This is a genomic window from Pannonibacter sp., assembly GCF_051860505.1.
Lineage (GTDB): Bacteria > Pseudomonadota > Alphaproteobacteria > Rhizobiales > Stappiaceae > Pannonibacter.
This window is the reverse complement of sequence record NZ_JBHYDX010000026.1, coordinates 59,354-73,967: the sequence shown is the minus strand read 5'-3', so window position 1 is coordinate 73,967 and position 14,614 is coordinate 59,354. Positions and strand designations below refer to the sequence as shown.

The 14,614-nt window shown below is 62.9% G+C and carries 11 protein-coding genes; 8 read left to right on the top strand and 3 right to left on the bottom strand.

Annotation, left to right across the window (positions count from 1 at the left end; translation table 11 throughout):
• The first annotated feature begins 242 nt into the window (after positions 1–242).
• Positions 243–509 (top strand): DUF2312 domain-containing protein, encoded by a 267-nt coding sequence (locus ACTIFE_RS16985; protein ID WP_106751470.1) that lies wholly within the window; start codon positions 243–245, stop codon positions 507–509.
• A gap of 357 nt (positions 510–866) precedes the next feature.
• Here the strand turns inward: ACTIFE_RS16985 and ACTIFE_RS16980 are convergent, their stop codons facing one another.
• A complete protein-coding gene (locus tag ACTIFE_RS16980) occupies positions 867–2,648 on the bottom strand; it encodes a DUF882 domain-containing protein (protein ID WP_439530347.1) in 1,782 nt (593 codons plus the stop codon).
• A 306-nt stretch (positions 2,649–2,954) separates the two neighbouring features.
• Positions 2,955–4,469 (bottom strand): sigma-54-dependent transcriptional regulator, encoded by a 1,515-nt coding sequence (locus ACTIFE_RS16975; RefSeq protein ID WP_439530346.1) that lies wholly within the window; start codon positions 4,467–4,469, stop codon positions 2,955–2,957.
• A gap of 247 nt (positions 4,470–4,716) precedes the next feature.
• On the opposite strand from ACTIFE_RS16975, the gene ACTIFE_RS16970 reads away from it, so the two are divergent.
• From ACTIFE_RS16970 to ACTIFE_RS16940, 7 genes are all read left to right on the top strand, one after another.
• Positions 4,717–6,537, top strand: coding sequence for a M3 family oligoendopeptidase (locus tag ACTIFE_RS16970; protein WP_439530345.1), 1,821 nt, complete (start codon positions 4,717–4,719; stop codon positions 6,535–6,537).
• The gene (locus tag ACTIFE_RS16965) at positions 6,537–7,460 is read left to right on the top strand and encodes a heme-dependent oxidative N-demethylase family protein (protein WP_439530344.1); all 924 of its coding nucleotides are present in this window, start codon (positions 6,537–6,539) and stop codon (positions 7,458–7,460) included. Before ACTIFE_RS16970 ends, ACTIFE_RS16965 begins: the two co-directional genes overlap by 1 nt.
• Positions 7,461–7,514: 54 nt before the next feature.
• Complete coding sequence (locus ACTIFE_RS16960) at positions 7,515–8,906, top strand: ABC1 kinase family protein (protein ID WP_439530343.1); 1,392 nt, start codon at positions 7,515–7,517, stop codon at positions 8,904–8,906.
• Between the two features lie 124 nt (positions 8,907–9,030).
• Positions 9,031–9,312: an aa3-type cytochrome c oxidase subunit IV gene (locus tag ACTIFE_RS16955; protein ID WP_439530342.1), complete on the top strand. Its 282-nt coding sequence runs from the start codon at positions 9,031–9,033 to the stop codon at positions 9,310–9,312.
• A 75-nt stretch (positions 9,313–9,387) separates the two neighbouring features.
• Positions 9,388–10,527, top strand: coding sequence for a Re/Si-specific NAD(P)(+) transhydrogenase subunit alpha (locus tag ACTIFE_RS16950; RefSeq protein WP_439530341.1), 1,140 nt, complete (start codon positions 9,388–9,390; stop codon positions 10,525–10,527).
• A gap of 10 nt (positions 10,528–10,537) precedes the next feature.
• Entirely contained in the window at positions 10,538–11,017 is a 480-nt protein-coding gene (locus ACTIFE_RS16945) for a proton-translocating transhydrogenase family protein (protein WP_439530340.1), read from the top strand.
• A 13-nt stretch (positions 11,018–11,030) separates the two neighbouring features.
• On the top strand, positions 11,031–12,428 hold the full coding sequence (locus ACTIFE_RS16940; RefSeq protein WP_439530339.1) for an NAD(P)(+) transhydrogenase (Re/Si-specific) subunit beta: 1,398 nt from the start codon (positions 11,031–11,033) through the stop codon (positions 12,426–12,428).
• Positions 12,429–12,698: 270 nt separating this feature from the next.
• On the opposite strand, the gene ACTIFE_RS16935 is transcribed toward ACTIFE_RS16940, so the two are convergent.
• Entirely contained in the window at positions 12,699–14,516 is a 1,818-nt protein-coding gene (locus ACTIFE_RS16935) for a potassium/proton antiporter (protein ID WP_439530338.1), read from the bottom strand.
• Positions 14,517–14,614 lie beyond the last annotated feature (98 nt).

Below are 14,614 nucleotides of genomic sequence, written 5' to 3'. Positions count from 1 at the left end.
GTTTCGATGCAAAACAGGGAATCACGGATCAACACCAAAGGGAATCCCGAATCTGGTCAGATACGACACGCTCTAGCGCTGAGCAGAAGGCGGCCTTCGACGCGCGCGACGGCGACCATTGAAGCGTCGAGCCGTGCCCCGAACCGGCTTGACCGGCGGGTGAGAAACTGGCACGGCAGTGCACCCAGATTTCATCGGCCGGATGCCTGGCCAAGACATTTCAGCAACAGGAGAGCGATCCCATGACCACAGATCCGGGCGGCGTCGCCGCGGACCAGCTCCGCGCTTTCGTCGAGCGCATCGAGCGTCTCGAGGAAGAAAAGAAAGTCATCTCCGATGACATCAAGGACGTCTATGCCGAGGCCAAGGGCAACGGGTTCGACGTCAAGATCCTGCGCAAGGTGATTTCCCTGCGCAAGAAGCAGCCGCATGAGCGCGAAGAGGAAGAGGCGATCCTCGACCTTTACCTCCAGGCCCTCGGCATGCATGGCTACATCGGCAACGAGTAAGTCTCAATGCCTTGAAGTCAGTCAGAAAGCGGCCCGCGTGGCCGCTTTTTTGTTGCCCGGGGTTGCAGAAAATCGATTGCTGTCACCCCGGGCGTAGCGCAGCAAAGACCCGGGGCCTACTCGTTCGCAGAGCAACCAATGCGATCTTTGCACAATATGCCGCCTCGGGAGCATCTAGCATCCATGGCTCTTTGTGAAGTGCGTATCACCGCTCTGGAAACGAGTAGGCCCCGGCTCGCGCTGCGCTTGGCCAGAGGCGCTCGAATAGACAGGGGTGACGACGGTGAGGACGAGATCTCTTAAACAAAAAGGGCGGCCAGTGGCCGCCCTTTGAACTGTTTCCTGTCGAAGCCCGGATCAGCGGGTGAAAACCACCGGCAGGACCGTGATTGCTGCGCCTGTAAAGCTGTCGGTCCGCAGATTGTCGTAAGGCTGAGCGGCAAAGCCATGCTTCAGGAAGCGGTTGCCGGTCTGCAGCAGCGAACCGATCTTGCGCTGGTTCGGATGGCTCATCTCCGCGAACGTCACGCTGCGCAGCGTCGAGGTGCCGGAAATGATCTGCGGCACCGACTTGTCTGGCAGGCTCGCGAACCCGGCCAGCGGATCGACGATGACGGCTGGCGGCACCAGACCCGAGACAGTCGGCGCTGGCTTGGCTGGCTTCTTGCGGTCCTTTGCCATCTGAGCTGCAGCGGCGGCAGCCTTCATCTGGAGCAACTGGCGCTGGGTCAGTTGAGGGGTTGTGGAGGCCGGCGAAGCGTAGGCGAGCGTTGTCTGACCGATCTGCGGCTTGCGGGCGGGCTCGGTACCGGTGACTGCGGCAATCGCGGCGATCGGGTCCGTTGCCGGAACGACCGGAGCCGGACGCGGGGGCACGACATTCGCCGCGGCCACTACGGTCAATGCTTTCGGCTTTGCCGTCGGGACCACGGTGACTGGAGGCGCAGCCGCCTGGAGAAGGGCGGGGCCGGTGCTTGCCGACTGTGCTTCTTCGGCCGTACGGGCGTTCGGATCGACAGCGGCGATCTGGAACGGAATGGATTGCGGCACCGGATCGGTTGTCTCGCGCGGCTTGGCTGGCGGCGGGGCGGCAGCGATGACGGTTTCAACCGGCGCTGCGGCGGGAGCCGGCTTCTGCGCGGCAACAGCAATCGGGGCAGGCGGGGTCTTTACGCCAGGCGCCTGTTCGGTTGCGGCCGGGCGTTGCTGACGCTGCGGCGCGGGCCTGGCCGGTGCGGTTTCTCCCCGTGCGGAAGCTTCCTCAATGTCGTCATCCTCACCCGAAAACAGGCTGGCGAGGAAGCCGCGTCCGGTGCCCGGAGCCGGCCGGACGAGATCGCCATTGTCACCCGAGGTCAGGATCTGGCCCCGTGTAGTGGTGCTGCCGCCTTCTTCCTCCTCGCCGCCGCCGGAAGCGATGACGATCTTGGAATTGCCGCGACGGCCGGACTTGATGTCGGCGAGGGCCAACTGATAGCCAGCCATCGGCTTGCCGTCAGACGGAATATGGACGGTCTTGCCATCCGGGAAGACCTTGGCCAGCTGCTGCCGGCTCATCTTCGGCCAATGGCGCACGCTGCCAGTGTCGAGGTGGATGAACGGCGAGCCCGATGTCGGATAGAAGCCGACACCGCCGACCTGTTTTCGCAGGCCAGTGGCGCGCAGGTTGGTCAGGTTGACGCCAGGGATGAAGAAGTCCATCGCCTTGCCGAGCGAGTGCTGGCTGTTTTTGGCAACACCGCGCGAGCGAGAGCGCAGCATGTTGTTGGTCGCCGGCGAGCGATAGCTCGACACCACATGGATATAGTCACTGCCGCGGACCTGCTGGTACACTTCCCAGACCAGGTCGAGCAGCTTGGGATCGATATTGGTGATTTCATTGCGGCGCCAGTCGCGGAGGAACCGGTTGGCATCCCGCAGACCCGAGGGAATGTAGCGACCATCCTTCTTGAAGGTGATCTGCACCCGTTCCTTGGTGTGGGTGTTGTAGAGCTTCAGTGTACGCGTCTCGGCCTGAGCGGCCGAGAGTTCCGGCGCGATGACCGACGGACCAATGAAGAGCGCAGCCAATACAAACACGAGGGCAGCAATGCGCTGAACCCCGGAAAAGGCGCTGCTTCGGACTAACCGTTCACGCAAATCACATCTCGCAGTCTGAAGGCCTTGCAGCCAATACCCACCCCCCGGTGACAGGGATGAGACTAGCCGCCTCAGGTTAAAAACTTTTTACCGTGTTTTCATCTGGGTCGGGAGAGTGGCGGAAATACAACGGCCTGTCCAGTATGTGATTGCATGGGGCTTGAAAATGGTAAATATCTGAAAAATATAAATATTTGCCGACTTCGTTCGAGCGTGCGCTGCAAATTTGTATGGGAGCGCTCGCGGTTCACCCCTAAAAAGTCGTTTGTTTCAAAGGCTCGAAACAGAAAACTGTGCACAACTGCGTTATTCCGCCGCGTCCTGGGCCTCTCCGTCGTCCAGGCCATAGTCCTTGAGCTTGCGGTAAAGCGTCGAGCGGCCAATGCCGAGACGCCGGGCGACTTCTGTCATCCGGCTGCTGTAGTGGCTGATGGCGGAGCGGATCATTTCCTCTTCCACTGCAGCCAGGGTCCGCATGTGGCCGTCGTCATCCAGGCTGCGCATGAAGCCGAAGGGGGCTGTTCCGCCCGGTCCTGCGAAGGTCGGCTCCGGCGATGCCGGTGCAGATGGAGCTGGCGAAGTCTGGCGCGTGTGGCGATCCAGTTCCGGCGGTGGCAGCGGATGGTCGATGGCGGCGGCGACTTGCGGAAAGTCCTCGGCAATCAACTGGTCGCCGTCGCACAGGACGACAGCGCGGAACACCGTGTTCTCCAGCTGGCGGATGTTGCCCGGCCAGGAATAGGCCTGCAGCATCTCAAGCGCCTCGGCGCTGATGCCGGACACCTGGGTCTTGCTTTCCTCTGCCGCAAAACGGGCAAGGAAGTGGCGGGCGAGTGCCGGAATGTCCTCACGGCGGTCGCGCAGCGGCGGGATCCAGATCGGGAACACGTTGAGGCGGTAATAAAGATCCTCTCGGAACCCGCCTTCCTTGACGAGATCAATCAGCCGGCGGTTGGTTGCCGAAATCAGCCGGAAATCGACCTTCACCGGGCGGCGCGCGCCGATCGGGTCGATCTCACCTTCCTGCAACGCACGCAGCAGCTTGACCTGCACATCCATAGGCAGTTCGCCAACTTCATCCAGGAACAGCGTGCCGCCATGGGCCTCCTGGAACTTGCCGACATGCTTGTCGACGGCGCCGGTAAAGGCACCCTTTTCGTGGCCGAACAGGATGGATTCGACCAGATTGTCCGGGATCGCGCCGCAGTTGACGGTCACAAAGGGCCGCGACTTGCGCTCGCCCGAGCCCTGGATGGCGCGGACGATCAATTCCTTGCCGACGCCGCTTTCCCCCTCGATCAGGATCGGGATGTTGGAGGAGGCTGCCCTCTGGCCCAGCCGCAACACGCGCTCCATCGCCGGCGAACGTGTGATGATGTCATTGAAAGTAAGGTTGCCGGACGTGCGCTTGCGGATCCGGGTCAGCTCGCCCTCAAGCGCTGAAACCTTCATCAGGTTGCGGATCGAGACTTCAAGCCGCTCCGGCGCGACCGGCTTGACGACGAAATCCTGCGCCCCGGCGCTCATGGCGTTGACGACCGTGTCGATGCCGCCATGAGCGGTCTGCATGATCACCGGCACGGCGATGCGCTCGGCCCGGATCTTGCGCAATGCGCCAATGCCGTCCAGCTCGGGCATCACCATGTCCATGATGATGAGATCGACGTCAGCGCCTTCGGGGCCGGTCATGATGCGAACGGCCTCGGCGCCGTTCTCCGCAGTCTTTGCCCGGTAACCAAACCGGGTCACGGCTTCCTGCAGCAGACGGCGCTGGATCGGATCATCATCGACAATGAGAATGCGCCCGCTGGCTGACTGCATGACTGTACCGCCCGGAATTTGCGTGGGTGTCTCAATTCGGGCCATCTTGGTCGGCAACGGGTAAATAAATCGTCCATACTCCGGCGATCGATCAGGAATTCTGGAATTGCCCGGAGAGGTCCTTCGGCCCTAAACAAGGGTATGGAAACGGCTACGGCAGGCTGATGGGCCCGCTGGACATGTGCCGGATCGAGGTCAGAATCAGGGGCTGCGCCCGCCCGGCGGGCCGGTCCCAACCGGAGGCGTCATGAATCGCATTGAAATCGCCCGCTCTCCTGCAACGGCTGGCGCCGCTCTCGGCGATTTGCCGGAATGGGATCTGAGTGATCTCTATCCAGCCCCCGATTCTCCCCAGGTCCAGTCTGATCTGGCTGGGGCGCTGGAACGGTCCCGCAGTTTCGAGAGTGCCTACAAGGGGCAACTCGCGCGGCTGGCGGCGGAGCATGTCGAGGCCCTTCTGGCCGCTGTGCAGTCCTTCGAGGACCTGGAGGATCTGCTCGGCCGGCTGATTTCCTATGCGGGCCTGCTCTATGCCGGCAACACCACCGATCCGGCGCGGCAGAAGTTCTATGGTGACATCCAGGAAAAGATCACCACGGCGAGTTCCCACCTCCTGTTCTTCACGCTGGAACTGAACGGCATCGATGACAAGGTCATCGAGACGGCGCTGCAGGACCCAGGGCTCCGGCACTATCGCCCCTGGTTCGAGGATCTGCGCAAGGAAAAGCCGTATCAGCTGGAAGACCGGGTCGAGCAGCTGTTCCACGAAAAGTCGATCAGCGGCCGCGGCGCCTGGAACCGCCTGTTCGACGAAACCATCGCCTCGCTCCGCTTCACCGTTGACGGCCAGTCGCTGCCGATCGAGGCGACGCTGAATTACCTGCAAGACAGCGATCCGGCGAAGCGGAAGGCTGCCTCGGACGCCCTGGCCGAGACCTTCAAGGCGAACCTGCGCGTCTTCACCTTGATCACCAACACGCTGGCCAAGGACAAGGAAATCTCCGACCGCTGGCGCAAGTTCGAGGACATCGCCGACAGCCGCCATCTGGCCAACCGGGTCGAGCGTGAAGTGGTCGATGCGATGGTAGCGGCCGTGCGTGATGCTTACCCGCGTCTGTCCCACCGCTATTACGCGCTGAAGGCGCGCTGGCTCGGCATGGACCAGCTCAACCATTGGGACCGCAACGCGCCGCTGCCGCAGTCGGACAACCGGATCATCTCCTGGGACGAGGCGCGCGGCACGGTGCTTGCCGCCTATGCCGGTTTTTCGCCCGATATGGCGGAAATCGCCGGCCGCTTCTTCGAGCGTGACTGGATCGATGCCCCGGCCCGCGAAGGCAAGGCGCCGGGGGCTTTCGCCCATCCGACCGTGCCGAGCGCGCATCCTTATGTTCTGGTGAACTACCTCGGCAAGACGCGGGACGTGATGACGCTGGCGCATGAGCTGGGTCACGGCGTGCATCAGGTTCTGGCCGGGCCGAATGGTCCCTTGATGGCGCCGACGCCGCTGACGCTGGCCGAGACCGCCAGCGTCTTTGGCGAAATGCTCACGTTCCGCTCGCTGCTCGACAAGGCCGAGAGCCGGAAGGAGCGAAAGATCCTGCTCGCCGGCAAGGCCGAGGACATGATCAACACAGTCGTGCGCCAGATCGCCTTCTATACCTTCGAGCGCAAGGTGCACACCGAGCGAAAGGACGGCGAACTGACGGCCGAACGCCTGGGCGAGATCTGGCTCGAAGTGCAGCGCGAAAGTCTCGGACCGGCCATCCGGCTGGGCGAAGGCTACGAGACCTTCTGGACCTATATCCCGCACTTCATCCACTCGCCCTTCTACGTCTATGCCTACGCTTTCGGGGATTGCCTGGTGAACTCGCTCTATGCGGTCTACGAGGACGCCGACGAGGGCTTTCAGCAGAAATACTTCGATCTCCTGAAGGCTGGCGGCACGAAGCATCACAGCGAGCTGCTGGCGCCCTTCGGCCTTGATGCCACGGATCCGGGCTTCTGGAAGCGCGGCCTTTCGGTGATCGAACGGATCATCGACGAACTCGAGGCGATGGACGAGTGATGCAGACGGTGGAACCGGGCCCGGCGGACCCCTTCCGCCACACGCCCTATGACGGATCGAAACAGCCCTTCACCATCGGCCTGGCTCCGGTGGAGGAGGCGCGCTGGTTCGATCCGGATCCGCTCCTGGCGCAGCATCTGCAGCTCAAGGATGCTCTGTTCCGCGAGCATCTGGACCGTGTGTTCCGGGCGGAGCCAGGCACAGAAGCAGCGCAGGCGGAAACCTTTCGTCTCATGGCTGCGCATTTGCCGGTCGTCCACCCGGCGCTTTATGGTGAGGTAGACGGCGGTGTTCTCTTGCGTCAGTCCGGCGCGGTCGTCGGGCTATCCGGACCAGACGCGCCCGGTCTTTTGTCTGCTGCCCGTCTGGTGCAGGACGATCTGGTCCTGATGCGCAAGGGCGAGGGCGGGTACAGGATTGCAGCCGCCGCGCTTTGCTTCCCCTCGTCCTGGTCTTTGGCTGAAAAGTTCCGCCAGCCGATGAGCGAGATCCACGCCAAGGTGCCAGGCTTTGCCGGGCGCATGGGTCAGACCGTGGACCGGATATTCGACAATCTGCGCGATGGCCAGATCATCGAGCGGTTCAACTGGTCGGTTTATGATGACGCCGAGCTGCATCACCCAGAGGCCAAGCTGCTGACACCGCAGGTCGGGGATGTGGATGGATCGCTGCTGGCAGCGCTCTTTGTCCGCGTCGAACGCCAGACCCTGCGCCGGCTTCCCGCATCCGGTGACATCCTTTTCACGATCAAGATCCATCAGGATCCCCTCGCTCTGCTCGCCCGCCATCCCGGGGGGCGTGAATTGGCCGCAGGCCTGGCACTCCAGCTGCGTGCGATGGAACCGGCCCAGCTGGCCTATAAGGGGCTGACCGGTCATCGGGACAGGCTGGCGGCCGATCTGGAGGCGCTAGCCCATTCGTAAGACCGCCGACGACAGACGCGTTGCCACGGGGCAGGGCGAGCCGAAGGACAGGACATGGCCGGGACAGACAACAACGGACAGGACCAGGAAGCCAACCGCTTCAGCGCCCGCGTGGGGCGCTACGCCAAGGTGGGCACCAACATGGGCGGCATCGCCGCCAAGCTCGCCGGGGCGCGCTTGTTCGGGCTGGACCTCGACAATCAGAAGGGCGCGGCGGAACTGGCGGCGGCGCTGGGCGGCCTCAAGGGGCCGTTGATGAAGGTAGCGCAACTGCTGTCGACGATCCCGGACGTGCTGCCGCCCGAATATGCGGCGGAACTGGCAAAGCTTCAGTCCAACGCGCCGCCGATGGGATGGGCCTTCGTCAAGCGCCGGATGCGGGCGGAACTTGGTGAGAATTGGCAGGAGCGGTTTGCCCACTTCGACAAGGAACCGTCGGCGGCCGCATCCCTTGGCCAGGTGCACAAGGCGACCGGGCACGACGGACGGGCGCTGGCCTGCAAGCTGCAGTACCCCGACATGTCCTCGGCGGTGGAGGCGGATCTCAAGCAGCTGGCGCTGCTCTTTTCCGTTCACAGGCGCATGCAGTCCGCGATCGATACCCGCGAGATTGCAAAGGAGATTTCGGAGCGGGTTCGAGAAGAACTCGATTATACCCGCGAGGCACGCCAGATGGCGGTCTACCGGGATGTGCTGGCTGACGAGCCGCGCATCCGGGTGCCCGATGTGGTGGACGAGTTGTCAACGCAGCGGCTTCTGACCATGGGCTGGCTGGACGGCACGCCGATGCTGAGCTGGAAGGACGCGGACCTGACCGTGCGCAACCGGCTTGCCGAGACGATGTTCCATGCCTGGTGGCATCCGTTCAGCCATTTTGGCGTCATCCATGGCGATCCGCACCTGGGCAATTACACCGTGTTCAGCGAGGCGGGCGAACCAGGTGGCATCAATCTGCTCGACTATGGCTGTATCCGCATCTTCCCCTCGACCTTCGTCGGCGGCGTCGTCGATCTCTACAAGGGACTGCTGCATGACGATGACGCGCGAATTGTCCATGCCTACGAAAGCTGGGGCTTCAAAAGTCTGAGCCGGGATCTCATCAATGTCCTCAACATCTGGGCGAGATTCATTTATGGTCCTTTGCTGACAGATCGGGTGCGCGCCATCGCTGATGGTGTAAGCCCGGCCGAGTATGGACGTCAGGAGGCGTTCCGAGTGCAAAAGGCTCTCAAGGAGCTTGGTCCGGTCACGGTTCCCCGGGAATTCGTGTTCATGGACCGGGCGGCCATAGGTCTTGGTGGGGTTTTTCTTCATCTGCGCGCGGAATTGAACTTCTATCGTCTGTTCAACGAACAGATCGACGGCTTCGAGGTGAAAAAAATCTCAGACAGCCAGAGAACTGTTTTGGCCAAAACCGGGCTGGTCAGTCCGGCAGCGGCAGCGTAATGACGGGTTCGATCGGGAAAAACTCAAACGGAGTCTTCCGGTCCGGATCACATTGCAGTGCGGGGCGCTTCCGTTGTATGGGGCTGCCCATCACCACTTGTGACAAGCAGTCGGGGTACTATTGATGTCTAGCAACTCTTCTTCCTCCATGGACTATGCCGAGCACGAGCGCACTTACGAGGGGTTCATCAACTTCTCGAAGATCGGCACCATCGCGGTTCTGACCATTGTCATCACCCTGGCCATGTTTGCCTTCGGCGGCACGGCTGCTGTCGTGTTCGGCTGGATTCTGACCATCGCCAATCTGGTCGCCATTGCTGCCGGCATGGCGCTGGGCGAAAAGGGCTGGATCCCCGCTGCTGCGGTTTTTGTGCTGGCCGGGCTCCTGGCCCTTGTGACCATCTGATCGAGCGCCGCCCCCGGGCGGCGTTTTCGTCTCGCCGTTTCGTTTACTGCTAAATCTTCCCTGGGAGGGTCTGGAATGAGGATAGCTGTGCCGCGCGAAAGCGACGCGGTGGAAACCCGTGTCGCCGCCACACCGGAGACCGTCAAGAAGCTGATCACCTTTGGCTTCGAGGTTGCCATCGAAACGGGAGCGGGCACAACATCTCGCATCCTGGACACTGAATACGAGGCCGCTGGTGCCGTCATCGCCAAGGATGCCGCGAGCGCCATGGCAGATGCCGATGTGGTGCTGAAGGTACGCCGCCCCAATGCGGACGAGCTGAAGCTGATGAAGGCCGGTGCCCTCGTCATCGCCACCATGGATCCCTATGGCAAGGAAGCCGAGGTCCAGGCCATGGCCGAGGCTGGCATTGCCGCCTTCGCGATGGAATTCATGCCGCGCATCACCCGTGCGCAGGTCATGGATGTCCTGTCATCGCAGGCAAACCTTGCCGGCTATCGCGCCGTGATCGACGCGGCTGCCGAATACGACCGCGCTTTTCCGATGATGATGACCGCTGCCGGCACGGTTCCGGCTGCCCGCGTCTTCGTCATGGGTGCCGGCGTTGCCGGTCTTCAGGCCATCGCAACGGCCCGACGCCTCGGTGCTGTCGTGACCGCGACGGATGTGCGTCCGGCCTCGAAGGAGCAGGTCGAATCGCTCGGCGCCAAATTCATCGCCGTCGAGGATGACGAGTTCAAGCAGGCTGAGACGGCTGGTGGCTATGCCAAGCCGATGTCGGAGGCCTATCAAGCCAAGCAGGCCGAACTCGTCGCCGCTCACCTGACCAAGCAGGACATCGTCATCACCACGGCGCTGATCCCGGGCCGTCCGGCCCCGCGTCTCATCACGGCAGCTATGCTTTCCAGCATGAAGCCGGGCTCCGTTGTGATTGACCTTGCTGTCGAGCGCGGCGGCAATGTCGAGGGGGCCAAGCCGGGCAAGATCGCTACGGTGTCGGGCGTGCGGATCGTCGGCCACCTTAACGTGCCGGGACGCATCGCCGCCTCGGCCTCGGCGCTTTATTCCAAGAACCTGATCGCCTTCCTGGAGACCATGGTCGACAAGACGAACAAGGTGCTGAAGCCGAACTGGGACGATGAACTGGTCAAGGCGACCGTGCTGACGCGCGATGGGGCAGTGGTTCACCCTGCCTTTGCGCCGGCGAAGTCGTAAGGGGGATTAGATGAGCGAAGTCAATCAAGCCGAAGCGCTGGAAAAGGCCCGCGCTGCTGCCGAGGCTGCGGCCGAAGCTGCAGAAACGGCGAAGGAAGCAGCGGCCGCTGCGCAGTCCTATGCCGACCAGATCGCAGGCGGTGCCGTCGATTTGGCCGTGCGCGCCACAGAAGCAGTTGGAGCTGCGGCCATCGAGCCGTTCGTGTTCCTGCTCTCCGTGTTCGTGATGGCGATCTTCGTCGGCTATTACGTCGTCTGGTCGGTGACGCCGGCCCTGCACACGCCGCTGATGGCGGTGACCAACGCGATCTCCTCGGTGATCGTCGTCGGCGCGCTGCTGGCAGTCGGCGTTGACCTGTCGCATGGCGACGGGGCGCTGATGGCGCGGATCTTCGGCTTCATCGCCCTGGTCCTTGCCAGCGTCAACATTTTCGGCGGGTTCCTCGTGACCAGCCGAATGCTCGCCATGTACAAGAAGAAGCAGCGCTGAGGAGGCCGTATCCATGTCTGCCAACATCACGGCCGTTCTCTACCTGATCTCCGCCGTTCTCTTCATCATGGCCCTGCGCGGCCTGTCGCATCCGGAAACGTCCCGCACGGGCAACACCTACGGCATGGTCGGCATGACCCTCGCCGTGGTGACCACGCTGCTGGCAACCGGTGTCACCTTCAGCTCCGCGCTGATCATCCTTGCCGGCGTCGGCATCGGTGGTGGCGCCGGTGCGATCATCGCCCGCCGCATTCCGATGACGGCGATGCCGCAGCTCGTCGCCGCCTTCCACTCGCTGGTCGGTCTGGCCGCCGTGTTCGTGGCCGCCTCCGCGCTTTATGCGCCGGAAGCCTTCGGCATCGGCGAACCGGGGCACATCCATGCCCAGGCCCTGATCGAGGCCTCGGTCGGTGCTGCCATCGGCGCGATCACCTTCACCGGGTCGATCATTGCGTTCCTGAAGCTCGACGGCCGCATGTCCGGCAAGCCGATCATGCTGCCGGGTCGTCACGCCATCAACATCGGCCTTGCGGTCGCCGTGGTGGTTCTTGTCGCCATTCTGGTGGCGACGGAAAGTGCGCTGGCCTTCTGGCTGGTCGTGCTCGTTGCCTTCGTATTCGGCGTGCTGATCATCATTCCGATCGGCGGCGCCGACATGCCGGTGGTCGTGTCGATGCTCAACTCCTACTCGGGTTGGGCCGCGGCCGGCATCGGCTTCACCCTCGGCAACATGGCCCTGATCGTGACCGGTGCCCTCGTCGGTTCGTCCGGCGCGATCCTGTCCTACATCATGTGCAAGGGCATGAACCGCTCCTTCATCTCGGTGATCCTTGGCGGCTTCGGCGGCGAGACATCGTCGGCGGCGGCAGCGGGTGGCGGCGAGCAGCGCCCGGTGAAGCAGGGCTCGGCGGAAGATGCGGCCTTCATCATGAAGAACGCGTCCAAGGTCATCATCGTGCCGGGCTACGGCATGGCGGTTGCCCAGGCCCAGCACTCCCTGCGCGAGATGGTCGACAAGCTGAAGGCGGAAGGCGTCGAGGTGAAGTATGCGATCCATCCGGTCGCAGGCCGCATGCCGGGTCACATGAACGTGCTGCTGGCGGAAGCCAACGTGCCCTACGACGAAGTGTTCGAGCTGGAAGACATCAACTCGGAATTTTCGCAGGCTGACGTTGCCTATGTCATCGGCGCGAACGACGTGACCAACCCGGCCGCCCGTGACGATCCGCAGTCGCCGATCTACGGCATGCCAATCCTCGACGTGGACAAGGCCGGCACCGTGCTCTTCATCAAGCGCGGCATGGGCTCCGGCTATGCCGGCATCGAGAACGAACTGTTCTTCCTCGACAAGACGATGATGCTGTTCGGCGATGCCAAGAAGATGACCGAAGAAATCGTCAAGGCCCTCTAAGGCTTGATGGACGAGCCTCTCGATGAAACAATGGACGGCCTCGGAAACGGGGCCGTTCCGCTTTGTGACAAGCCTTCTATCGTCACCCCGGGCGCAGCGAAGCGGAGACTCGGGGCCGGAGAGCCGAGGTCTCTACGGGGGTAACTGATTGAAATATAGAGGCCTCGACTCACCGGTCCCGGCTCTGCGCTGCGCTTGGCCGGGATGACCTCGGTGAGGTCGAGGTTTGTGATCAAGCTCACGGCTCCGCCTCGCGCCGCAATGCGCGGACTACGCCTGTTTGCCGCGGTTGGCCAGTCTTGCCCGCAGCAGCTGCCACAGTTCGCGGCCGCTCTGGAACAGCGGCAGTTGCGCGGCGCTTTCGGCTTCCTCTATGGATAGGCCGACTTCTGAAATGGCGCCGTCCGCATCGAAATCGCGGACAATCAGTTCCACAGCGCCGCAGGTGATCCGGTCACCAACCTCGGCAGTGCCGCCGAGCCGCTGGGTGATGTAGTCACGGATCGAAACAGGCGGCTGCTGCGGATCAACAACACCGCTCAACCCATAGGCCTCGGCCAACGCGGCCATTGGCTGGCGCGGATCAATGAGAAATTTGCCGTAGAAGTCCTCATCGTCCAGCGTCAGGCGCACGGGGCTTGCAAACAACCGGTCGAGGAGGCGGATGTATTGCGGGGCGACGAACATGTAGACAAGGTCGTCCACCTGCAGCCGTCCGGCATATTGGTAGCGCATCGAGTGGCCATCTCGCACCACCAGCGATGGCCGGGCCCAGCGGGGCAGGCGCTCGTCGCCGAGCGCCACCGGGCTCTCCGCTGCCACCTTGTAGACAACGAGTTCATGGTCGCCGCTGCCGCCGGGAAGCTCCAGTTCCAAACGCTCCACCGGCCCGATACGCGCTGGAACGATCAGGCCCAGCCAGCGGGCCATCGGCGCGATGGTCCAGCCCTGCAGCAGCAGCGAGACCAGCACGACGATGTAGGCGGTGTTGAAGAGGAGCTGCCCGTTCTCCATACCGCTTGCGAGGGGGATAATCCCGAGCAGGATCGAGACGGAGCCGCGCAGGCCCACCCAGGAGATGAAGGCGGTCTCGTTGCGCTTGTAGCCGAAGGGCAGAAGGCAAAGCCAGACAGCGAGCGGCCGGCAGACAAAGGTCAGCGCCAGGGCCAGGGCAATCGCGGGCAGGGCCAGTCCCAGGAACTGCGACGGGGTGGCCAGCAGCCCGAGGGTGAGAAACATGGCGATCTGCGCCATCCAGGTCAGGCCCTCGAGAAACCGCCGCAGGCTGACCTGCCCCTGGATCGTGTTGTTGCTGGCAATGATCCCGGCGACATAGACCGCCAGGAAGCCGCTGCCCCCGGCAAGGCCGGTGAAGCCGAACAACAGGAGCGAAAACGACAGGATGCTGATGGGATAAAGTGTTCCTTCCAGCCGGATCACCTTTGCGCCGGCCAGGATGAGGTAGCCGCCGAAGATGCCGAGCGAGAGGCCGAGCCCCATCTGGATGCCGAAACCCTTGAGCAGTTCGGTCCAGGCATCACCAACGCTGCCCCCGCTTAGGATCAGTTCGACCAGGATGATTGTCAGGAAGATCGCCATCGGGTCGTTCGACCCGGATTCGACTTCCAGCAACGAACGCACCTGGTCACGGATGTTGATGCCGCCGACGCGCAACAGGAAGAACACGGCGGCAGCATCGGTTGAACCGACGATCGCGCCAAGGAGAAAGGCTTCAAGCCAGGGCAGTCCGAACAACAGCCGGGCGACAGCGCCGACAAGGCCCGCTGTCATAACCACGCCAAGCGTTGCCAGCAGGAGTGCCGGCGCTGCAGCCTGGCGCACCGATCTCAGCTTGGTGTTGAAGCCGCTGTCGAACAGGATGATGGCAAGAGCCAGGCTGCCGATGAAATAGGCTGAACCGGCATCATTGTACCGGATGCCGAGGCCGTCCTCGCCCGCCAGCAGCCCTACGCTCAGGAACACGAGCAACAGCGGCGCGCCAAAGCGAAATGCCAGCGCGCTGGTCATGACCGACACGAGGACGAGGCCGGCGCCGATCAGCGTGACGGGAAACAGCAGATCCAGCATGCGATGGTCCTCGTTGCCCCGCGTTTGGTTTCAGTGTGTTGCCTTACAATCTAGGTAGCCGAACCGTCTTAAGAAACCTGTGACGGGCTGGTCATTGC

Excerpts from the sequence above, each read along its gene's own strand:
- ACTIFE_RS16960 (WP_439530343.1), top strand. The coding sequence starts at position 7,515 with ATGGCCGGGACAGACAACAACGGACAGGACCAGGAAGCCAACCGCTTC.
- ACTIFE_RS16965 (WP_439530344.1), top strand. The coding sequence starts at position 6,537 with ATGCAGACGGTGGAACCGGGCCCGGCGGACCCCTTCCGCCACACGCCC.
- ACTIFE_RS16970 (WP_439530345.1), top strand. The coding sequence starts at position 4,717 with ATGAATCGCATTGAAATCGCCCGCTCTCCTGCAACGGCTGGCGCCGCT.
- ACTIFE_RS16975 (WP_439530346.1), bottom strand. The coding sequence starts at position 4,469 with ATGCAGTCAGCCAGCGGGCGCATTCTCATTGTCGATGATGATCCGATC.
- ACTIFE_RS16935 (WP_439530338.1), bottom strand. The coding sequence starts at position 14,516 with ATGCTGGATCTGCTGTTTCCCGTCACGCTGATCGGCGCCGGCCTCGTC.
- ACTIFE_RS16945 (WP_439530340.1), top strand. The coding sequence starts at position 10,538 with ATGAGCGAAGTCAATCAAGCCGAAGCGCTGGAAAAGGCCCGCGCTGCT.
- ACTIFE_RS16955 (WP_439530342.1), top strand. The coding sequence starts at position 9,031 with ATGTCTAGCAACTCTTCTTCCTCCATGGACTATGCCGAGCACGAGCGC.
- ACTIFE_RS16940 (WP_439530339.1), top strand. The coding sequence starts at position 11,031 with ATGTCTGCCAACATCACGGCCGTTCTCTACCTGATCTCCGCCGTTCTC.
- ACTIFE_RS16985 (WP_106751470.1), top strand. The coding sequence starts at position 243 with ATGACCACAGATCCGGGCGGCGTCGCCGCGGACCAGCTCCGCGCTTTC.
- ACTIFE_RS16950 (WP_439530341.1), top strand. The coding sequence starts at position 9,388 with ATGAGGATAGCTGTGCCGCGCGAAAGCGACGCGGTGGAAACCCGTGTC.